The 23,261-nt window shown below is 29.4% G+C and carries 20 protein-coding genes and 2 tRNA genes; all 22 read right to left on the reverse strand.

The window, feature by feature from the left end:
- Window positions 1-66: 66 nt before the first annotated feature.
- The 22 genes from AQ1685_RS00295 to AQ1685_RS00400 all read right to left on the reverse strand — a co-directional run bounded on the left by AQ1685_RS00295 (window position 67) and on the right by AQ1685_RS00400 (window position 23,261).
- A complete protein-coding gene (locus AQ1685_RS00295) occupies window positions 67-1,116 on the reverse strand; it encodes a GTP pyrophosphokinase (RefSeq protein WP_095068743.1) in 1,050 nt (349 codons plus the stop codon).
- Window positions 1,117-1,310: 194 nt separating this feature from the next.
- Window positions 1,311-2,147 (reverse strand): DUF2515 family protein, encoded by an 837-nt coding sequence (locus AQ1685_RS00300; RefSeq protein WP_095068744.1) that lies wholly within the window; start codon window positions 2,145-2,147, stop codon window positions 1,311-1,313.
- Between the two features lie 171 nt (window positions 2,148-2,318).
- Entirely contained in the window at window positions 2,319-2,714 is a 396-nt protein-coding gene (locus AQ1685_RS00305; protein WP_095068745.1) for a hypothetical protein, read from the reverse strand.
- Window positions 2,715-2,746: 32 nt separating this feature from the next.
- A complete protein-coding gene (locus AQ1685_RS00310) occupies window positions 2,747-3,283 on the reverse strand; it encodes a lysozyme inhibitor LprI family protein (RefSeq protein ID WP_095068746.1) in 537 nt (178 codons plus the stop codon).
- 129 nt (window positions 3,284-3,412) lie between these two features.
- Window positions 3,413-4,387, reverse strand: a complete 975-nt coding sequence (locus tag AQ1685_RS00315; RefSeq protein ID WP_095068747.1) for a hypothetical protein — start codon at window positions 4,385-4,387, stop codon at window positions 3,413-3,415.
- 635 nt (window positions 4,388-5,022) lie between these two features.
- Complete coding sequence (locus AQ1685_RS00320) at window positions 5,023-5,598, reverse strand: hypothetical protein (RefSeq protein WP_095068749.1); 576 nt, start codon at window positions 5,596-5,598, stop codon at window positions 5,023-5,025.
- Window positions 5,599-5,666: 68 nt separating this feature from the next.
- Window positions 5,667-6,908, reverse strand: a complete 1,242-nt coding sequence (locus AQ1685_RS00325; RefSeq protein ID WP_095068750.1) for a leucine-rich repeat domain-containing protein — start codon at window positions 6,906-6,908, stop codon at window positions 5,667-5,669.
- 537 nt (window positions 6,909-7,445) lie between these two features.
- On the reverse strand, window positions 7,446-8,174 hold the full coding sequence (locus AQ1685_RS00330) for a hypothetical protein (RefSeq protein WP_095068751.1): 729 nt from the start codon (window positions 8,172-8,174) through the stop codon (window positions 7,446-7,448).
- A gap of 204 nt (window positions 8,175-8,378) precedes the next feature.
- Window positions 8,379-9,332 carry a 2OG-Fe(II) oxygenase gene (locus AQ1685_RS00335; RefSeq protein ID WP_095068752.1) on the reverse strand — a complete coding sequence of 318 codons (954 nt, stop codon included), beginning with the start codon at window positions 9,330-9,332 and terminating at the stop codon, window positions 8,379-8,381.
- A gap of 401 nt (window positions 9,333-9,733) precedes the next feature.
- Window positions 9,734-11,086, reverse strand: coding sequence for a TrkH family potassium uptake protein (locus tag AQ1685_RS00340; RefSeq protein ID WP_095068753.1), 1,353 nt, complete (start codon window positions 11,084-11,086; stop codon window positions 9,734-9,736).
- 91 nt (window positions 11,087-11,177) lie between these two features.
- Window positions 11,178-11,696, reverse strand: coding sequence for a hypothetical protein (locus AQ1685_RS00345; protein WP_095068754.1), 519 nt, complete (start codon window positions 11,694-11,696; stop codon window positions 11,178-11,180).
- Between the two features lie 83 nt (window positions 11,697-11,779).
- Entirely contained in the window at window positions 11,780-12,337 is a 558-nt protein-coding gene (locus AQ1685_RS00350) for a hypothetical protein (RefSeq protein WP_095068755.1), read from the reverse strand.
- Entirely contained in the window at window positions 12,337-14,532 is a 2,196-nt protein-coding gene (locus AQ1685_RS00355) for a TPR end-of-group domain-containing protein (RefSeq protein ID WP_095068756.1), read from the reverse strand. Before AQ1685_RS00355 ends, AQ1685_RS00350 begins: the two co-directional genes overlap by 1 nt.
- 16 nt (window positions 14,533-14,548) lie before the next feature.
- On the reverse strand, window positions 14,549-15,499 hold the full coding sequence (locus AQ1685_RS00360; protein WP_095068757.1) for an ankyrin repeat domain-containing protein: 951 nt from the start codon (window positions 15,497-15,499) through the stop codon (window positions 14,549-14,551).
- Window positions 15,500-15,507: 8 nt separating this feature from the next.
- Window positions 15,508-16,503, reverse strand: coding sequence for an LVIVD repeat-containing protein (locus AQ1685_RS00365; protein ID WP_095068758.1), 996 nt, complete (start codon window positions 16,501-16,503; stop codon window positions 15,508-15,510).
- Between the two features lie 122 nt (window positions 16,504-16,625).
- Window positions 16,626-16,698: transfer RNA gene (locus AQ1685_RS00370), tRNA-Lys, on the reverse strand.
- 2 nt (window positions 16,699-16,700) lie between these two features.
- A tRNA-Glu gene (locus tag AQ1685_RS00375) sits at window positions 16,701-16,772 on the reverse strand.
- Between the two features lie 7 nt (window positions 16,773-16,779).
- Window positions 16,780-18,162, reverse strand: coding sequence for a hypothetical protein (locus AQ1685_RS00380; RefSeq protein ID WP_095068759.1), 1,383 nt, complete (start codon window positions 18,160-18,162; stop codon window positions 16,780-16,782).
- Between the two features lie 98 nt (window positions 18,163-18,260).
- Window positions 18,261-19,352 (reverse strand): serine hydrolase domain-containing protein, encoded by a 1,092-nt coding sequence (locus tag AQ1685_RS00385; RefSeq protein ID WP_095068760.1) that lies wholly within the window; start codon window positions 19,350-19,352, stop codon window positions 18,261-18,263.
- A gap of 4 nt (window positions 19,353-19,356) precedes the next feature.
- Window positions 19,357-20,886, reverse strand: coding sequence for an amidohydrolase family protein (locus AQ1685_RS00390; protein WP_095068761.1), 1,530 nt, complete (start codon window positions 20,884-20,886; stop codon window positions 19,357-19,359).
- Window positions 20,887-21,044: 158 nt separating this feature from the next.
- Complete coding sequence (locus AQ1685_RS00395; protein WP_095068762.1) at window positions 21,045-22,346, reverse strand: phosphatidylserine decarboxylase; 1,302 nt, start codon at window positions 22,344-22,346, stop codon at window positions 21,045-21,047.
- 159 nt (window positions 22,347-22,505) lie between these two features.
- Window positions 22,506-23,261 carry a hypothetical protein gene (locus tag AQ1685_RS00400; RefSeq protein WP_157730033.1) on the reverse strand — a complete coding sequence of 252 codons (756 nt, stop codon included), beginning with the start codon at window positions 23,259-23,261 and terminating at the stop codon, window positions 22,506-22,508.

Here is a 23,261-nt window from a genome sequence, read left to right on the forward strand (position 1 = left end):
GTTTCGAGTAAACTATCGTTTCAGCACCGATTATATTTAGTTTGTATGCTTTCTACAGTCTTGTTTTTAATCTTCCACAGTTCCTAAATAATGAATATGAGATTTTATCCGTTCAATTTCTGCATCTTTAGAAGTTACATCTTTTAGAATGGAAAGTGTAGATACCATTTCGATACTAGTTGGAGCGTGCCCCGTTAAAGAAACATAATTATTCCTAATTGTAACTAACCGTAAAGGTGTTGCAATTTTAAAAAACTCTTCAATTGTTGTTATTTCTCTACTAAACAGTGTTTTTAAAATTGGATTCAAATCAGTTAGTGCACATTGAATACCAACTTCAGATAAAACTTTTGGAGTATTTTCGAAAGTTAGAATATCTGAAACATCGTAAGCATTATTTTTTTGATTATGTATGAGTTCTTCATACAATAAATTAAAATGTTCGTCAACTACCGAAATCTCTCTGCTTAGTATTTGAAATCTGCGTTTTGCAGAAAAATGAGGTCTTGTTTCAGGTTTATATGAAAGTACATGTTCTAATTCGCTCCATAATTCTTGTGCAAGTGTTCTAACTTGTATTTCAAACACAGGACGCTCATTAAAGGGAATCTTACTATCCTTTAGTCGAACCATATAATGAATAGATGAATATCCACTGTCTTTATGTTTATTTTCAATATGTGATAACCCTAATCTAGCGAGTTTTTCTGGTTCAAAAAAGGCTTCAGGAGGAGTTTCATTATCGATTTCGAAGAAACTTGAATTCCTAAGTTCTTTATCAATTAAAGATAATTGAGAGGTAAAATACACGATAATTCTAACTCCAATAGTATCGTGCATGTTTTTAAGACTTTTAAATGATAAATTATCTGGGAAAAACTCTGGCTTTCGAAATATTTTTTCAACAACCTTGTCAGGGTTTTTAATACGTAACATAGTTTGTCTAATTGGCGATGGTGTTGCTATTCCCTTGCTAGTCATATAATGGCTCCAAAATTCAGGTTGTTCCATTTTCCTTAAACAGGTGTTAATTTCATTAGCTGTTGGCTCCAATATGTTTGTTTCGTATTCTTTGTATTCCTCAAGAAAACTATTCAATTCATTTGATAGTCCCATAATATCTTTCTTGTGTTTTTTCTGTTATATTTTGAGAATGTACTCTAAGGTTTTGTGTATGAAAATTACATCTTTTTTTGGTATTTATTTCAAACTTCCACAACTGTTATCAACTATAGTTTAGAGTAGAAGTGTAATGAAATGTAGACGAGTTTTAAACAGGCTGTTATATCGTATGATTTTTGAAGATCAATTTACGTTTTAAGTTTATATAATTTAAGCTGTCTATCTTCTAATTGTGTTAAAAAGCTTATTTCTTCCTGAATAGCGATCTGATTGCTTTCTAAAGCTTGCCATTTTGCTAAGATATCTTTTGAAATCCATGACCATCGTTGTTCGAAATGGGTAATGTTAGGTATAAAGTAATTTTTAGAAAGCGTAATTAACCCTTTCGTAAACATAAATATTATAAACCTTGATGCTAATTTCCAACTTGTTTTTTTGTGATTAATATGATAATCAAAACTTGCAATAAGAGACATTAAATTTGAAAATGTATTACTAAGCTTGTCGAACATTGGTTGTACTACGAACAGCTGTTCATGCCATAAAATTTCTATATTGGCTTCCCAAATCAATTTCTCAACAACTTCTGTTGTTTCTCCAGCATTTAATCTAGTTCTAGCTTCATTTAACTTGTTGAAAGCTTCAATGATAATTTCATTTTTTTTAGTTTGTATGAGTTGATTTTTGAATATATCAAATTCCAGCTGGCTAAATGCCAAATGAATGGATCCAATTTCTGTAAAGATTTTATTGTTAATGATTCGGATGATTTGGAAGTCATCTTCGATCGTTCTATTCTTTTTTTTACAAGCATTAGAGAAGGTTTTTAAAGGAGTATTTTCCCAGTCCCATAACTTTAATTTTGTTCCAATATGAAAAGAAGCAAAAGCCGCCATTCCTGCCCATTTATATAAGTTGGGCTCATTTTTGTATAATTGAGCGTAGTATGTTGTGATTGTGCGATTTCTAAGAATTACTTCAGTTTCTGGTGGTAGATTAAAACTATATTTAGCAGTAGTATTCAAAGGAAAATCTAAATTATTAATTAGGTAAATTTAGTGTTTTAATTCTGTTCAAATACGATATAGCGATTAAGTACATAACTGATTTTGTTGTACAAATCTCTATGGTATTTTTATCTAATCTTTTGAGTTTATTGCTTGTGCTTGGCGTGTTATTATAGTTTTTTAGCCACTTTAGTCTTTTTTATAGTTATTTTGATAATTAAAAAATTCCTTAAAGCTTTCTGCAAAAGTAAAGTGATAAATAGCTATTGAGTAAACGAAAATCATTACAATTAAAGGACTCTTGTTAATCAAAGAACTGTTAATAGAGAAGAATCCAATAATAGCTCCTAGAATTGCTAGGGAAAACAATATAATTGATATAATTCTAGCCCAATTTTTACCTTTATAAACCATAGCTAAAAGTCCGATAGTTAAACCTAATCTAATTAATTGTTGAATTAATTTATCGTAGTCAATTTCAGGTCTGACAGAATGATAAAAATATATTGTGTGTAATGAAATTAATAGTATACTAATAGATATTGATATTGTTCTTCTTTTTCCGTTTTCAATCAAGTGGTTCATTGTTATTATATTCGTTGTTATATCACGTTTTTTTATTCAGAAAACTGGTCAATATGTTCTTTAATTTCATAAACTCTTTTTCTTGTAATTTCACATATTCGACTTGCTCTAATATTTTTTTGAATAGTTCCTCCTCCAGAATATTTTTCTTGAGAAACAATTCCTATCAAAGCCCTTTCACTATCTCTAAATGATATCCAGTTTCTTTGAGACATTTTAAGTTTTTCGTAATCCTCAGGCTTAAGTTTTTTTAAAAGAATTTGATAATATTTATTTAATAATTTATCGTACTCTTTTTCTAATTCAAATATAGCTTTAGTCATTCCCATTGTTGTATTATCAACATTAATTTTTTTGCTGGCGAACTTCTCAATTCTATAAACATCAAGTTTAAACTCTAAATCAATTTGAGATACATAATTTTTTGAGTTAGCTAAAGAATCTTTCAGTGTAATAATTTCATCATCAATTTCTTTATTAAACCTTAAAATATCTGTTTTATTAACTTCTCTTTGAGCAGTTATAAAAAATGAAATTAACAGAAATAAAAAAGTTAATATATATTTCATTTATGATAGTTTTTTAATGTTTATGGTGGTTTTGTGTATGTTTTAGTTGCATGGTTCAAATACAAACTGAACAGAAAACCTGTTTTTTTTTAATGACAATCAGTAAGTTGGTTTTAAATGATGCTGGTTTTAGTTATTTTTTTCGTGTTTGTATACGAAATTATGTTTTTCAATAATTACCCATTCTGATATAATTTTATTTAATTCGTATGTTTCTAAAGTTTTGTAATATCCTGTAGCACGAATTTCTATATCTTCTTCTGGTACTTTGCTTACTATTTCATTTATTGCTCCAATAGGTATTTTTAAATTTCCCCTTCCTTTTATAATTTTTTCGTGAAATTTTAAATTTTCAGGAAGTATTGGTGGAGGTGGCATACCGATTATATTATTATTTTTATCTTTAATTGTTAATGTAAGTGAAGGAATACCGAAAATAAAACTATTTATAATAATTGGTTCATATAAGTTGTTTTTAATAGCTAGAATTATCTCTTTTCTATCCGTTAAATAAAAGTCTATTTCTACTTTGGTATTGCTATCAATTCCATAATCTTTAAAAGTAATTTTTCCAAAATCTTTTTGTGTATTTATATCTTCAATTGGTTCTGTATCTGAGTAACGATGAACTAATACAGAAACTACTTTATGTAAAAGCCAATTTTCTTTCTCTTTAGAGTATTTGAATGTAATTGCCTTATAACTTCCAGAAGTGTTACCTCCTCCTGTATATTCAATTGAAAAATATCCATTCTTTATTATGACTCGATAGAAAGATGTTCCATCTACATTATCTTCGGTGAAGAAATCATTTTTAGAGCTCAGTTTATACATTCCATTTTTTTGACCCAGTAATAGATGAAAATGTTCTCTTTCCTCAGATTCATTTACTATTTTAAATCGTAATACTATATCTTCAAATTCATCATAATTCAAATTACCTTTATATACACTAGTTTCTGATACATGTTTAGGTATAAACTCTTTTATTTTATTCAAGGATACTTCTTGTCCTACACAAGTAATATAGTAAATGAAGAATATGAGAGTTACTAAATATTTACTAAGATTTAATTTTATGAAATTTCTATTTGTATCACTCATAATTTTCTTTCTTCATTAGAATCAAAATTTTAGTCTTTTTATTTGAAATTTTAATATCCCATTGAAAGCATTTTTTGGGTAAATTACATAGATATCAAAAAAAGGTTTATTTCCACAAGTCAAATAAATAGACTATCAATATAAAAACAATATTACTCAATAAAATGAAAATAATATTATACTTTATTTTTATATTTAATGTTTTCGATTTCATTATAAACAACTCAATTAATAAATATAAATTTGAGAAAATAAATAAACCCAATGCTGTTAATTCAAATATAGGAGGGACAAAACTTTCTAAATCCTTTCTTTCATTTACAGCTAAGATTAGTGGAATAAAAGGAAATATTAATATTAAAATTCTGAAATATAGGTTTATTTTAGGATTCATTATAATTTATAGATTTAATTTTCAATTAATGAGTATTGCTTTTCATTAAAATGAAATTTCTCATCAATACTTTAATCAGTTTATTGAATGTAAGGTTTGTTTTTTACATTAAAACCAACGGTCTTGTGTATGGCTCGTTGTGGGAAATCAGCTATGATTTTCCGCCGTAACCAAAAGAAAGTAAAATTGTAATGAATTCCGCAGTAACGAGCTATACACGTTGTTGTATGCTTTTATTTGTTTAATTGGGAGCAAAATTATTTGGGTCAATATCATTAAAAGCATCTTTTATTGTTAATTTATATTGAACATTATCTTTAATTAATATTGTTTTACTCAACTTCTCTATTTTGTCGTCAATGTTTAAAGAATCTATTCTGCTAAAGTCCCGAATTATGTACAGATAGTTTTTGTAGTCCGTAATTGTACTTGTTAATGAGAATTTTTCATTTTCGGTTATTCTTAATTGGTAGTCGATTCTGTCATTAGAACTAATCTTTGATAACTCATTAAGTAGTTTTATTGGTAAACGAGGTTCCCTTTTACTAAAAGTATCTAGATTAAAATAAGTCTCTTTTCTATTGAGAACATCCCTTAATGAATCTAGGATAATATGTTTGTTTTTTTCTAGAAAAAAAAGAACTTCTATCTTTTTATTTAATTTTTCTGTGTCTTCGATTTGATTGAATTCAGCTAAAAGAATTTCTTTTTTTGTTTTTTCTGAAGCAGGTTTCTCAGGAAATAATATAATGTAGCCTGTAATAGAAACTATAAGAATAGTTAGTGTAAAAAAAATTATTAAACAACCTTTTTTCATAGTTTGAATAAATATTATTATACTAATTGTATAAGCAACTTGTTACCTGTCAATATTTATTTTTGATATTATTTACAATTCAGGCTATAAAATGCTTTATCATTTTTAATCCAGTCGTTTTCATCATTTTCCAAATCTTTTTTTTGTTTTTTATTTATTTTTATACAAGACATGTTTTTATTTCCAATAAAATTAGATGTAAATAAATCTACCATTACTGATACATCCAAGCTTTTTAAGTTGTTATATGAACAATCCAATTCTGAAATTTTAGGGTTTTGCGAGAGATCTAATTCTTCTAATTGATTATGTGCACATTTTAATTCAACCTCTAATTTTGTATTTAACGATACATCTAAAGTAGTTAATTGATTATTTGAACAATCTATTTCTTCTAAATTTTTATTATTAGACAAATCTAAAGAAGTCAGTTCATTAAATGCACAATCTAAGTGTTTTACTAATGTGTTTTTTGAAATATCTAAGTTTGATAATTTGTTTACATAACATTCTAAATCAAATAGCTTGGTGTTTTTTGATACATCTAAAGTAGTCAATTTATTTCCTCCACATCTTAACACGCTTAATTTACTAAGTAGTGAAACATCTAACTTTGTTAAATTTATATTTTCACAATATAAATACTCTAAATTCTTATTTTTAGTTAGATCTAAACTGCTTATACCTGTCTCACTACAATTTAAATGTCTCATATTTATATTATTAGAAACATCTAAATTATCGATAAAGTTATTATTGCATTCTAATTTTATTAAACCCATATTCTCTGAAATATTTAAGCTGTCTAGGTTATTAGAACTACAAATTAATGTTTTTAATTTTAAATTATGTGAAACATCTAAATTTTGTATACCATTCCTCGAACAATATAAAAACTCTAATTCTGTATTTTCCGAGACATCTAAATTTCGCAATTGGTCATGTGAATCAAGATATAGATATGATAAATTTGTATTATGCGAAACATCTAAATTTTCCAATTCCATATAACGAGGACATGCTAAAAAAAATATTTTTCCATAAACACGAAAAACTCTATCTTTTACTTTGACTCTAATTGCAGTTCTTTTGTCAGGGGCATTAATTTCTATAACCTCACTTTCGTCTTTTGTTAAATTATTATTAGCATCTACCCATATACTTTTTTCTTTAGTTTTTATATAAAACACTAATTCTTCAAGTATTGTAGAATTGGTTGTAAACTCTATGTAAGACAGGTTGTCTTTTATTTTACAAGCAAATAATGAATTAGAAATAAAAAATAAGAATGTTAATTTGTATATATTCATTGCGATTAGATTTTATTTAAATACTTCCTTAGTTTATATTGAAGGCAAGAAAAAGCTATTACTTATAGCCATTGTTATGTGCAGTTTTTTAATATTGTTCTATTATTAAATTCGAATTATCTTTACTCAATGTAAAATAAAAATACACCATTCAAATTTCAAGTCAAATACCACTAAAGTTGTATCTCCGCTTTGTTCATCTCGGTCATTTTTTAGATATTTGATAATAAAGTCCAACCAAGTTTTTTCCATTATTCAATAATTCAATTCCAACATATTCATTTATTGCTTGTTCAATTACATTTATTTTGTACCAAATCGGTTTGAGTGACTTTTTAATAACGAAACTCGTTAATCCTTTAAATTCGGTTTTTAGCCTTTCGAAATTAACAAAAGAGTCTGAATCTAAATTGACTTTAAATATATTTTTTTAAACTGTAAACCTATTTTAGGACGACTCATATTAAAAACGAATATAAAAAAAGTGCAAAACTTAATGTTTTACACTTAATATTATGTTCATAGGTAAAGATCAAATTATTGTACACACTCAATAAAAAACGTTAAAGAGTCTGCATCTACATTAGAATTGTGAGAAGATGTAAATCCACCTTGATTATTAAACTGAGCAGGAGTTAATTCGAATGTTTCCCATTCTGTTACAATTCTTACACGTTGATAAAATGCAAAACCTTCATCAATTCCTCCGTTAATAGGTTCAAAAATCACAGTATATTTAAAACTACCATTTCCTAAATCTTCTTTACACCAACGTTTACGAACACCAGGTAATGAATTTCCTCCGCTACTAGTTGCAGATAAACAAGCTCCAGTTTCTTCAACCCAAGGACTACAATTGTCTGTATCTCCACTATCACCATCGCTTCCTGCATCAGAATTTACACGAGCAACATTTTCAGCAGAATTCCAATTTACACTGGCACCGTCGGTAACTTCAGTATCTGTGAAAACTCTCTTAAAACCATCTTTTGTTGCTCCAGAGAATTGTAAAATTCCACCGCGATCAACTGTTACATCTACACTTTTAGTTTCACCAGATTTTATTCCTGTGAGAAGAGCTAATTCAGATCCACCAATATCATTTCCATCTTTATCGTAAACTAAAACAGCAGAAATAGATTCTGAATCGTCTGCTGAATTTGGACTAAAAGTATAAGTGAAATTAAAAGTTACTGATCCGTCGTCGTCTTTTGAACAGGCAGAAAGAGTTAAACAAATTAAAATAAAGTACAATAGATTTCTCATATCATTAAGTTTTAATATGTAAAACTATTATAGCTGTGAATAACAGTCAATACTTAAAAATGGGTATTTTTTGATGTAATTTTATTGTATTTGTGTATTAATTAGAATAATCAGTAAAAGTAAGCGGATTAAAAGTATTTGATTTTTAAGAGTATCAATTAATTTTAAATAATTAACCCGCTTTTGTAGTATTAAATTTTCTATTTAAAAAGGAGCAAAAGAATCTTTTGGTGTTTCTGGTAAACTCCAACGTTGTTGAGCAGTTATGTTTTCTGGTGTATTATCAGTTGATACTGAATTTCCAAAATTACCGTAGCTACTTGCATTTCCTCTTGGAATTTGCATACGATCGCCATACAACCATACCACTAAATTATTACGTTGTCCGCTTGTGATTGGATGTGTAGCATGTGGAACATTACCACGATGAATTATGGCTTTACCAGGTTCGAAAACTGTACGTACAACTTTTCCTGTAGATTTATCATGAAAATCTACTTGTGAACCTGTGAATTTTTCCTCTGGTAAATTAATATTGATATTTAATGTTGCAGCAGAAGCATCAGTATGCGGATGTAAATCTTTATCCTTATCAGGATTATATTGAATTGAAAAACCAAATGTTTGGTTGTCATATCCATAAGTTCCTAATAACAAACGAGCAATCGGACGCATATAACGATCCATAATCTCATTATAAAACGCTTGAAAATTAGCAGCAGCAAGATGACCTTCTGAACGCTGATCAAGCATAATTCCATAACGATTTAATTGAATTCCGTATGGAGGACGCGCAGGAATTTGTGAATTCACAACTGCTTCTAAATAATTACGAAATTCTGCTAAACGCTCAACATCAAAAAACTGAACGGTATAAACTCCAGGAATAATTTCTTCCCATAAATCGGCAACTGCATTTTCCTTTTCTGGGTTTTTCCAAGCATCATTAATTGCTTTTCTTAATTTAGGGTCAAGTAATGTTTCGTCAGGGACTAATAGATTATCTTTATTTTCGATTTCCCATGCTACCCAAGCATCTTCAAGTAACTTCCTGTTGTTATTCCAAAATTCTGAAACAGATGCATCACGTTTTAGCATAGCTTCACGTGAAGGTAAAGTGAGCGCACGAGCTTGTGCGAGTGCATTGTTATTTATCATTTTTTCTTACTATTAAATTTGTTTTTAGGATATTTTGAAGTATCCAAAGACTCACAGCGTTTATTTTAAAATTGTTGAGGTAAGCCTTTATTTTAAATTACCATACAAAGTTAAGATGAGAATACAGTAAAAATTTGGTAAGAAAAAAGTATGTTTTAGTAAAAAACAAAGGTTTTACTTTTTATCTCCAATGAAAGTTATTTCTTTTTGACTAAACTCTATAGCTACACCTGCGGCAATAATTCTTAAAATTAGAAGTAGTAATCGGACGTGTTTTATGTTTGTCATGTTGTGATTTTAAGTAGCAATTAGACATGAAATCTAAGAAGATAGTAAGTCTATTTCATTAGTTTTTTGTTAAAAATAATCAATTTAATAATTACCATCAGAATGATAGTGTGTTAAACAGCTAAATCATCTTTTATTGTATGTTGTATATCTTGGTTTTTTTGCTGTAATAAAGCAAATCCAAAAGTTAAAACACCTACACGCCCAATAAACATTAAAATGATGATACATATTTTCCCAATACTTGATAAATCTCCAGTAATACCTGTACTTAAACCAACTGTACCCAATGCTGAGGCTACTTCAAATAAAATTCTTTCAAAAGGAAAATTTTCAGTGTAAGAAAGTAAGAAGGAAAACAAAAATATTAAGCTTGTATATAACATAAATGTTGAGGTTGCGACATAAATTCGTTCAAAAGGAATTATTCTTTTTAAAAATGTAATTTTTTGTTGTCCTACTAATCTACTTTTTAGAATGGATATCATAGCAGTTAATGTTGTGATTTTCATACCTCCTGCTGTTCCGGAAGGAGAAGCACCTATATACATTAAGAAAGTGATTAATAATAGAATTGGTAAGGATAAGTTATTTAGAGGTATGGTATTAAATCCTACTGTAGTCATTGCAGACATGGTTTGAAAGAAAGCTGTCATAAAACTACTTTCTGATCCGAGTGTAGAAGAAGATTCTGTAAAATAAATAAGTGTAGTACCACCTAAAAGAAGTAATATAAAGCCATACAAAATAACTTTAGTAGTAAATGAAATTTCTTTTGATTTTCCTTTAATACGATACCAAACATCTGTAATAACAATAAAACCTAAAGAACCTGCTATTGCAAGTATAGCCACAATTATATTAATGAAAGTATTGTTTTGAAATCCTTCAAAACCATTAGAAAATAAAGCAAATCCTGCTGTACAAAATGTTGAGATGCTATGAAAAATAGAAAACCAAAAGGCTTTTAAGTTCCCCATACCATTAGCTGTAAAAGCAAAATAAAAAAGAATAGCACCTATAATTTCCATTATAAATGTAAATACAATAACACTTTTAATAAAGTCTTTAATTTTTATTGTTTTAGGTAATGTAAATTCTGTACCAATTATTTTGCTATGCCAATGTGTTATTTTTTTTGTCGTAAAAATTAAGTAATACGTTGTAAGAGTCATATAACCAATACCACCAATTTGTATTAGTCCCATAATAATAAACTGACCAAAGAAATTATATGATTCAAAAACATTTATAGTTACCAAACCAGTGGTAGAAATTGCAGAAGTTGAAATAAAAAGATGGTCAAGTATATGAATATCTTCTTTATGAAATATAGGGATAGACAGTAAAATAAAACCAATAATAGTGTATAAAAAGAATCCCCAAACTAAATTCATTTGAGGTGATTTACTAATTTTAAACTTCTTATACCAAGAAGATATTTTTTTTAGCCTACTACTTTTCATCTAAGACTTAATTTTTATTTAGAAGTATTGCTAAGCTAAATTACAAAATATAAAAGCTAATTTAAAGTGTTTCTAAGTTATAAAAAGACTGTTATTCTTTGATTTCAATTAAAGGATCTTTATCTAGTAATTCTATATCATTTGGTATTGGTGCATAGCTTCCTTCAATAGATGCTAAACACTCTTTACCAGTAGTTTTATCAATGTAATATTGACCAAAAGCTACTTCATTATCTAAATAAATAGCATACATAGTTGGTTTTTCTACAATTTTAGTGTCAAATCCAGAGTGTGGTAAATTGAAAGCTTTTACCACAAAATCAATTTTCTTTTGATCTTCTGTGTTTGGATGATATAATTTTTCTGCACCAAAAAAGTCAAAAGGAGCAACACTTTTAGAAGTTAGATTTACTTCAAAGTCATATGTTAAGTCTTGTTCTTTGTTACCAAGAGGAACAAATTTGATGATTCGTTTATAGTAAACAACCACCTTTAGAGAATTTCTCCATGCAGAAATTTCATACAATGAAGCATTGAAACGAAAGTTTGGATATTTAGTAGCCAAAATTGTATTCGCTTGAATAATAAGTTGATCTTTATTCAAAGTCATTTTATTTTTTTGAGCAAAGTTTGAGAGACTAAAAATAAAAATTAAAGGTATAAACAGTCGTTTCATCATGCTTCATGGTATTTTTACATTAAGGAATTAAATTCTTCAGTAGGAATCATTCGTATTGCAACCATTTCTTTTTCAATTAGAAAATCTCTTAATTTTTGATTGATAATGATTAAATTAGGTTGTTCTTTTAATCTGAATATAGCTAGATTATCTGTTTTAGTTGAGTCAATTTGGAAATATTCAATTCTTGCAGGTCTATCCCATGGTTTTGCATTCCAATTATACCCCTCAACACAAGCTTTTAATCCAATAATATTTGTTAAATGATAGCCGTATTCTATTTGATTCGTTGCTGGATCTAACATTTTTGTGGGTTGATACTGATAATTTTCTACCCCAAATTCATCAAACGCATCTAATAGTTCATCCCTGAATAATGGAAGAATTCCTCCCATCATGTGACCACGAAAACTACCGCTACCTAAAGACAATTCTAGTTGAATTTCTTTTTTACTGTAATTAGGTTGTTCTTCTCCAGTCATGGTATTCATTATCTCAATTCCTTTAGGAACAGACATAACCGTAGCTAATCCTTTAACCCTTAAATCGGCGAATAGTACGTAATAGTTCATTAAGAATAATATTTAGCGGTAAATAAAACGTTGATTAAATCACTATTTTCTAAAGTCTCAGCATATTGTTTTGTAAAGGCATCAATAATCGTTTGTTCCTCTTCATTAGGATATTTTAAACGAGCATAATCTCGATCTCTTTCAAGAATGTTTATGAATGCCGTAATATCTTCTGTATCTGTATTTACAAGTACTTCTTTACATTGATTTATGACTTCTTCATTAATATTATCCGATGTATTTCTGATGATAGTATTAAACATTAAAACGAAATTTCTTCCTCCAATATCTCTAGAAGTAAACGTATCTAAACCAATAGCAAGTAAGTCAGGAAATATAGTTTGGGTTCCTCGTTTAGCAATCGCTTGGGTAATGTGTGCGTAAGCTTCATTTTCTTTGTTTGTTTTTAGAAGCGCTACCAAATCAATATCCATTCCATCTACACGGAAGTAGGAGAGTGCTCTAGTTGCCCAACGCGGACTTTTTTGTGCTCTAGCCAAAACGATATCAAAGTTGCTTCTTTTTTCTAGTTCTAAATGTGCAATTCCTCCTATGTCATTCAATGCTTGTGCAGCAGCAGAAACGCACTGCGGATACCCACTTTTAAACTGATTGATAATTTTAGGAATAGCCTTTTCTGCTTTTTGTGTTCCTAAACCTTTTAAAGCCTCTCTTGCTACAAGCTCTCTTTCGTAATCTAAAAAGTTTAAAAGTATATCTGTAATACGTTCGTCTTTAAACCAACGCAAAGCAACAATAATATCATGAAGTTCGTAGGCATCTATATCTTCAATTTGAGTACTTGCAATCAAATAATCGACTGCTTCAGAAGCTTCTTCTGCTACGATTTCATGTTCATGAAAAAGTTGACCAACAGTTTTTAAAAGTTGATACGATTTATCTTGTAAACAAGGAGACAATAAAGCAATCTCTTCTTTGCTTCCTATTTTGGCTAAAACTTCGGAAATAGCCTCTAACCTTAATTCAAGAGACAATATATTTAAGTTAGCAAGATTTGCTATTTCAGCTAATCTAGGTTTTACTAAATGAATAAAATCGTAGTGTCTTGCTAATCCAGCTGCTCCATTAATGATGTGATATGGATGGTCTTGTTTAAATTGAAATTGAAATTGATCTCTAAAATCCTCAATACCTTCAGGATATTTTAATGGAGGAGGAGCTATACTTAAAACAAGTCGTTGTTTTTTATCGCTTATGTTTTCATCTTGATATTGATTGTCATGCATTAGAGTGTCAATACTATTGATTAGAGTATCGTGAACCTCATGATTTTCAGGTAAATCTTGTAGTGCGATGGCACAAAGTTCTTCATAATCTTCTAAAGCATCTTTTCCATGGGAATTCAACGCCCATACTATAACATCCGCAATTATTTCTACAGGAAGCTCAGCAATTAAGGTTAAAAAATTTCTATCTAAACTACTTAGATGTTTAGCATCCATATCGCTATACTTATTTTTCCATGCTTCAATAATAAAGTGATTGTAGTCGGCAGGAATTTGATTCTTTATTGCGTGACATAAAGGTATAAGTCCTGTAAAATATTCAGCATCTAAGTTTTGAGTGACGATTTTAAATACATGCAACAAAGCCTCTTGGCTAATTTTATCCCATTTGGATGCTAATAAATAAGGAAGCGTTGTCTCATCATCACCGTAATAATCTTCCCATTCTATTATTGTTACAGGAATTTCACGTTCTATTTTTAGTAATAGATTGGAAATAGCTTCGTAGTCTTCTCCAGATAAAGTAGCAATCAAAAGATTTTCTTTCTCGTTATTAGCATTTACAATAGCTAAAAAATCATCATCTTTTCTATATTCACGAAAATCTCCATCATCTTTAGCCATTTGATGATAATCTGTATACTCTTCTAAAGCGATGGCTTGATTTAAGTGATGCAACATTTTATCCTTGTCTTCTTGCTGTGCATAAAAACAAGCGAGATTATAATGTGCGCTGGCAAACTCTGGATAAAACTCTAGCGATTTGTGCATACTAGCTATAGCTTCTTCTTTTTTATCAGTATACCAAAGACATAAGCTTAATCTTTTATGTGCCAAGAAACTTTTTGGATCTTTAGCTAATGCTTGCTTTGCAAAATCTAATGCTTTTTCCCATTGTTTTCTTAGGGAATAAAATAAAGATCTATCTATTAATTCGCTTGTATTCATAGTCTTTGTGTTTGTTTTAATAAGTATGATTAAATATTTGAACTTTAAAATCGTCTGTAGTATTCAACTCTTTCTTAAATAATTCTTTATTTAAAAGCAGTCCTTCGGTAAGTAACTCTTTTTTAGTTCTTGCGTCATTAGGCAAAGGTTCTAAGAATGAGTAATCTAAATTATTAGTGTCAAGAGTAGTTTCTTTCATTTCATGTATGTTATGGTATGAAAAATCACCAGCACTAAATTTTAATCTCTGTACTTCATTTTCCTCGCGATAGGAATCAGTGAAATCTTCTCTATATTTTTTTAGAGTAGCTTCAAACGCTTCTTCAGAGTTCGCAGATAGTCTGCCTCCATCAATAGCTATGATATAAAACTTTTGGTCTTTATTGGATTTTCCAAAATTATGGATAGCAGTTAACCAATCTGTAAGTTGTGATTTTATAGCGTCTGTATTTACAAAGTCGAAAGGAGATTTTGGATTCCCTTCTAAAAAAGATTCCATCATGCCAAGATAAGCAGGTTCATAACGAATACTTTTAGCTTCTTTTAAAGCAGTTCCGTATTCACCTTCTTTATTTGGATCTGCTCCATAAGTAAGTAATAGATGTACCATTTTTAAATTTCTATTTCCTGTAGCTCTTTGAAGTGCAGTTCGATTTTGATGCATAATATCTACTGGAACTCCAGCTTCTAAAAGACTTTTAACTTCTGCTGTATTATCATCTTCACTAGAAAAGCGAATAAATGATTCAGCTAATACATCTTCTGAAGAATTTTTAACAATTAAAGAAACTATTTGAGCATTACCTTGATGATGAATGTGAGACGTAGCTACTAATTCAACAGGGCTTACTCCATAACCATTAGGAGCTGTTAGTCTTAATTTATCGAGTTTACCTCCTTGAGTAAAGTAGTCTTGTAAAAAGTTTACATCACCATTAATAATTGCTGTTGTTAATTGTTCTTTCATATGCTCTCTTAATTTTTTATTGAAACTTCATGGATTTCTCCATTCCCTTGAATTAGAATTAAACTCTCACCAGTACGATAGCAACCATAAATAGTTGAACTATCTTCACCATATACTTCTATAATTGGTAATTCCTTGGTGTAATTTATGGTTGGATTTCCGCTTACATCAATACTACTGATATACGTTTTGTATTTCCTTTCTTTATTGATTCTTTTGAAATCTAAATGAATAATGTAAAGTGTTTGGTCTATTAATTCCCAACCTCTAATACAGTGGTTTTTTAATATTCCTTTTGATATTTTTTTGATATTGTTATTAGAAATGTCAAAATGATTTACAGCAATCCAAGCATCGCCTCCAATTTCTAAAACTAGCATTCGGTTATCGGTAAGTAATACAGGATATCCAATACCATTATCTACAATCTTTTTAGCTGCTATTTTTTGTGGATCATCCGGATTTGTAATATCCATAACAAAAATTGAATTTTGATTAATCCAGTATATTGTGTCTTTTACAATCTGATTGTAGAATGCACCATTGTAAACATCGTCTTCGGTTACAGGAATTACATAGTTAATTTCTGGATTTGGATTTTCTAAAGTTGGAATATCTGAGACTCGAAAATTGAAATGAATTTTATCTTTATGCGTCTCTGATATTTGAGTGTATAATTTATGTTGAGCAATACAAGCTCCTTTTATAAATCCATTTTCTGTTTTTTGTAGTACTACAGTTGGATTTTCAAGATTCTCAAAATCTATAATTGCGATTCTACTTCCTCTTTTGGCTATTAATACTAATTTTTGATCTACAAATTGAAAATTAGGTTCGTAAAATCGCCCACCTAGTTCTATTGAGGCTATTTTTTTGAAGTTAGTATCCCAAATATCTAAAATAGTATCTTCTTGTATACTAAATAATAGATTTTGATACCATTGTATAAAATGTATCCAATCTCTGTTATAATCTGTATTTAAAATGTTTGCTTGTATTATCATTTTTCATCACATTTTAACAAACAAAGATCTTTTTTAAAGCTGAGATATTTCCCCCTGTTTTCAGTGAAAATAGAAGAAGCTAAAAAACCAATAAACATCTCGTATTTATTGGTTTTAATTAGATCTGATAGCAGGGCTCGAACCTGCGTCCACCCGGTCCAAGAGCCGGGTGCTCTACCACTGAGCTATATCAGAAAAGATAGGTGCAGGGCTTGAACCTGCGTCCATTCGGGTGAGAGCCGAACGTTCTACCACTGAACTAACCTACCTTATTTTTTATCTTGATAAAAAATGTACTTTTTTACCTGAGAAATATTTTTGCTTTTTAAGCATTGTTGCCAAATATGGATTAGAAACGACAACACCATGAACTAATTCTGGAGTAGGTTTAAACTTAACAATTTTGTGTGTTTTCGGTGCAATCCAACCAGATTTATTAGGATCTAATCCTGCTTTTTTACAATACTTAACAACTAATTCTTTATTACATTTTTCTTTTCCTTGAAATACTTCCCAAGGTAAAGGAATTTTGTTCCAAACTTCTGTGTTTGGATCTAGATTTCCTCCGGAACTAAAATGCCACGCAGCAACATCTGCAGCCATTAAACGTAGTACTTTTCCGAAGCAAACTTCATTTAAAATATCATCCATTCCTAAGGCGTAAATAATATTCATCCAATTGTCTCTGGCTTTATTCCATGCATTAGCTGTATTGTTCCATGTAGTAGAGTCGTTTCCTCTACTAACAATCATAGTTTCACGATTTATATCACTTTTTATCCAAATCTTTTCTAAAAACTCAGCAATTTCTTGAAGAATAGAAGTCCATTTACCTAATAATTTTCCTTTTTCTTTGTCTGAAAGATGTTGTAAAACTTCTTTACTTGTATAGATATGAGAAATTGCCCACCAATTAGTTTGATTCTTAGTTTTACTTATTACTTGTTTTTTAAATCTGTTGAAAACATTAGTTTCTGAATCAATTTCTTTACAACGGTTTAATAGCATGTTCGATATTTCATCGAATGATCTTTCTTGACTAGTATTTGTAAATACACTACGTAAATTGCAACGTGTATTATAGTAAGCAATAAAACATGCTGTATTGATGTCTTTTTTGAATTCTTCAAAACTTAATGTATGTGATAAACCGTGTTTACCAATCTTTTGAAATTCAATTTTTTTAATCTCTTTGCTATAAGCAAGTAACTTCTTTTCTAAACGCTTTAAAAGTCTCCATTTTTTATTATACCGTCTTTTACTTATATCTAGCCCTTTTTCTTTTCTCTGATGTTTATTTAAACGATCGCCAAGAAAATTATTTGCACCAAATTCTTTATTAATCAAAGGAGATATGTCTTTAATAAATAGTTCAATTTGATCGATATCGTTGTAATCTATTTTTCTTTTGATATTTAAGTCAAAAATTTCAATTGCTTTTTTAATTTGTTTTTCTGCTCCAATAGCAGTGGCAAATTCTTGCATCATAGATGTATAACCAAAGAATACATTTTTAAGAGAACCTTTAGATGCTTTTTTTAAAATGATTTTCTCTTCAGGAGATAATTGATCTCCTAAAAGCTCTTGAATCATTTGAGCTACATCTTCTGGACGTTTTCTCTGTATTAGTGTTTTATGTAAATCTTTTATCGTATTCATCATCGATGATTTTTAATTACAGTACAAGATTACAGGTTTATTGCGCATTCTTTTTGCGTAGAATAAATTATTTCATTTTTTTAGAAAATGCATGCACTTTACTTTTGTTGTACAATCATTTCGTGAGCTTTTATTAAGTTTTTTATACCAGAGTCCATATTTCTGTTTTTTAACCAAAGTCCAGTTGATAACAATGAATTACCTGTAAAATTTTGTTCGGTAAGTACTAAGTTTTGTTTTGGGTTTATCATTAAGAAACGTTCTCCATAACCATCAGACCATACTGTTTCTGTATTAGAATCAATCCACCATTGATATCCAAATCCATCATAACGACCATAATTAATATGGTTTTCTTTTAAGTTACTGTGTGAGGTTATACTTTTTCTAATCCATGTTTCAGATACAATTTGTTTCCCGTTCCAAACACCTTCATTAGCAACCATTGCACCAATTCTAGCTAAATCTCTTGTGCTTAAAAACAGATAATATTGTTTATGTTTTGATGGTTTTTTGGGTAAAAACCAAGGAGCGCCAACAATCACATTGTTTTCAGAAAAATCTTGTAAACCTATAGGTTTTGCTAAATATTTTTCCATAAAACTTCCAATAGACATTTTGGTTTCTTGTGTAAAAATGGTTCCTAAAGCATTTGCATCGAAATTATTGGAGAAAAAATAAGTTCCAGGAGCATGACTTTCTCTTTTGGGTCTATCTGTTATTTGTGAATCATGTTCTCCTTGTGAAGGTAAAAATATACCAGATTTAAACATTAAAAGATCTTGTATTGTAGCTGTTTTTTCTTGCTTTGTTAGAGGGACAATTTCATCGATTTTAAGCTCATTTAATGTTTTATGAATATCAATCAAACCTTTGTCAACTGCAATTCCATATAATAAGCCTAAAATGGATTTTCGAATAGATGCTGTATTCATGATTTTATCTGTATGACCATATTCGTAAATAATCTTTTCATTTTTCAGAATAACTATAGAGCGTGTTCTTGAAGGTTTTGTTTTAGGTGTTAATACATTTCGAATTTCTTGAGGAAGAGGTTTTCCATAAGTTAATCTTGTTTGATATTTTGGATTTGGATTACTAACTCTTGGAACTACTAAATAAACGAAAAATACGATTAGTAGTAAAAGAATGCTTAAAAGTGTTCTTTTGATAATTTTTTTAGTTCTCATATGTCTATTTTAAATACTTGTCAATTTTTATTTTTCTACTTCTATTGTTAGCGTTTTTCACAGCTTTTAAAATGTTGTTTAATGCCAATCGATTTAGATATTTTCCATTGGTAATTACAGCTTCTATACTTTGTGAATTTCTTATATTTTCTAGCGGATTTTTATTTAGAAGTACTAAATCTGCGCGATAATTAACTTCAATTTTTCCAGTAGTTTCATTCATCCAGTCAGCCGTTGCGGAAGTTGTAGCTTTTAATATTTCTGCATTTGTTAAACCAATTTCACTAAGTGTAAGCAGTTCTTCGTGTAATGAAAAACCAGGAACAGCTCCAGCTGCTCCATTTGCATCTGTACCGGCTGTAATTATTACATTATTTCGTACTAATGCTTTTGTAACGATATCTAGAGCTTTTGCAAACGTTTTTAGATAGGCGCTAACTTCAGTTTTTTGTTTTTCTGTAAGATCACCAGAGTATTCATATGAATTGTTTCCAGGAAGCCATCCTTTCGAAATAGATGAACCTTCAACCCAACCCGGATTTTGATATTCTAAAGCAATAGTTTTAAGGTAATCTGCTAAATGAAAAGCTTGTTTAGCCACACTTTTATTTGTAGAAACTGTAGTGGATATTGTAATATTATTCTCTTGTAATTTTACAGCAATATGATCTGCTTTTCCTTCTAAATGTTTAAGAAAATCATCTGCATTTTTAGAAGTAATTCGTCCGTAGCTTAACATAGAAGCATAGGTAATGGATTCTACATGTGATAATTGTGATTGACCAGAAGTATAAAGTTCCTCAAGAGTAATAGGAATAGGTAAATGTCCAATAACAGGAATGTTTATTTTTTTAGCTTCATCTATAACTGCATAATAATTCGTTTTATTAAGATCGGAGCTTAACTTAATGGCTTTATAACCTTTGTTTTTATAATAATGAACCGCTTTTCTTGCTGCTTTGGGAGTGGTATAATTTTGATGACGTCTTTCCATCCAACTTCTAAAGTTAGCTTTCATGCCTTTTTGGCTACTAAGTTTGGGTGAAGCGATATAAATATTTGGTCCGATAGCTCCGTTATCAATTTCTTTTTGATATTCAAAATGCTCTTTCATTCCTGTCATTTCTCCCAAATGAGTAATCCCATTGGCGATATAAAGTAGTAAGTCGTTTTTACTTTTCTTTAAATGCACATGAGAATCAATTAATCCAGGAATTAAGTATTTGTTGTCTCCATTAATTTTATGAAACTCGTTAGCTACAGGAATGCTATCTGAATGAATAGCAATGATTTTTTTGTCTTCTACTAAAACCGTTTGATTAGGAATCATAACTTCTGAATTAGTACTGAGAATATTCACATTTGTTATAGCTAATTTTCCTGAAATAGTTTTGAATTGTGAAGTGTCTACAATTTCAGTGTGTGCACCTAAAACATGATTTATTTCTGATTGAAAGTGAAAGTATAAACCAAAATCGACGAGTAAGATGATTGAAAAAATACCTAATATCCATTTTTTAACTATTGATTTCATATGTCTATCGTTTGAATTGTTTTAGCAAAAGACAGTAGAAATCTTTATTTAGTTACTTACAAAACCCTTGAAAACACTATCAAAAAAGGTTTTGAGAGTACAAAAAACAAAAAAGAAGGTCTAAAGACCTTCTTTTCAATTCATGTAAAACGTAAGTATTATTTATTAAACAATACAGAAGCTTGTCCGTATTGAAAATGGATAGGGTTATGTCCGGGGTCGTTTTTATACATATAAATATCTGCTGGTGGTTTTTGGAATAACATAATAATATCTGAACCACCAAATCTGAATTTTCCAAATTCTTGTCCTTTAACAACAGTTTTCCCCTGTAATTCTGTGTACATATCTACACCAGAAACTTGACACATTCCAATAGGTAAAATAGCTACTTTACCAACTTCTGGCCCTGCATCCATAATTACAATACCTCTGGCTTGGTTAAATTCGTAACCATCTTCTGCACCATCTGGAGCATCCCATTGTCCGTTTTCTTGTAATTCAACATTTAAAAATACCTGTCCTTGTACAGGAATAATTTCTAAGATTTCTCCACTTACAGGTGTGTGAAAACGGTGATAATCGAAAGGACTTAAGAAATAATGCACGAATGTTCCTCCATAAAAATCATCACTATATTTACTAAATTCTAAAAGTTGATCAACAGTTCCAATAGTATGAGTTCCTTTTAAAGAAACTTTGGTTTCAACACCTTTCTCATCTAAAACATTTCCGTTGTTATCGATTGGATAAAATTGTTTGTAAGTACAGTCTGCAGGTGATGTAATTACAGTATTATCGTTTGGAGCTGTAATTGGACGTAAAGGACTTATTCCTGTTTCTGGATCTGCATCATTAAACTCTCTATAAAAGAATTCGTTGAATGTTTTCCAAGTTTTTTCGTTTTTAGCATATAATGGGAAATTATACATAGTATCGTATTTAAACGATTGTAAACTTTCTTTAGTTAAAGAAGCTTCTGTATCTAAGAAATTACCCCAAGCTTGTGCAAAATCTACCAACCAATTTGCAAATTTTTCAAAGCTTTGCATTGTTAATTCTGTTCCAGGAACTTTTTGATCAATTAACCAATAAGATTGGCACAATAAATCATATACTTTCTGATTGTATCCATTTTTTTGATCGTTACTTTTCCAAGCATTCGGATAGTTTGGATCATTACTTTCGTTAGGAACTAAACGAACATATAAATCTAAATAATCTAAATAAGCTTCAACAGTTGTTGGCCATCCATTTCCTTGAAAAACATTATCTATTGCATGATATAAATCTGAGTTTAATTTTTCTTTAGCTTCAGTTGAGGCAACGAGTAAAGAAGCTTCTAAAGCAGCGGTCATTCTTACATCTTCAGAAAGAATTTGCTTTAATTTAGCAACTACAGGGGCGTGTTCATGTGTTCCAATTGGAACTACTACAGTTTTTTGCGTTTGAGTTTCCATACGTGTTTTGGTTATTAATGATATTTAAAGTTCTTAAAAACACGTGTTTAATTGAGTTAAAAAGCCATAAAAGGTTGATTTTTAATCATGGTCGATTAAGATTTGAGCATGAAAAATCTTGATTTAATTTTCTATCCAAACAAATTTGTGTGAGAAGATTTATTCAATAACTATTGCTAAATTATGTTGATTGTCTTTTATGTAATTTAAAAGATGTTCTTCTAGTGCTTTATCTTTTTCCATAGCATTAAATACTAAATTTTTTACATGAAGTAGAGAATCTTTGGTGGTTGCATTTATCGATCTTATAGCTTCGCTACGATGCTTTTCTAAACTATTCATAAACTCAGGAGTCTCTTTTATGTTTTCATTCATTAAACGTTCGAAAATGGCTTCATAAACGATAGCTTCTAATAAAGTGAAATCTTTGTGTTGTAATTCAATATCTTTTAAACCATTAATTCCAACACAAATTTTAGTGTTATAAATATTTCCCTTTTTTTCAGACAAGAAGAATTTAGAAGCAACTTTCATTAATTCTTTTTTAGTGAAAGTTTTCTTCTCGTTTTTGTTGTAGAATGTTTTATAAAAATAGCTTTTGAATTTTTTATTCTCCAATTGAGCTGCAAAAATTGCATTAGCTTTAGTGTTGTCTGGTAATACTTTTGAGACAGAATCTATTGAAATTTTGTTAGTCAGTAAATACTCATATCTTCTAGGTGTTCTGTTAATTTTAGCACTAATACTGTCACCAGTTTTAACTAATTCTGTATTAACAAATTGAAGATTTTTTCCTTCGTATTCAAAGTTTTCAATTTTTAATTGTACATAATCACTAATATTAAAAGACGGGGTCTTTTTCTGACAACTGAAAAAGAACATAGAAAACAAAAGTATAACAGTTAGGTTTTTCAT

The sequence above is a fragment of the Tenacibaculum jejuense genome (assembly GCF_900198195.1).
Taxonomy (GTDB): Bacteria; Bacteroidota; Bacteroidia; order Flavobacteriales; family Flavobacteriaceae; genus Polaribacter; species Polaribacter jejuensis.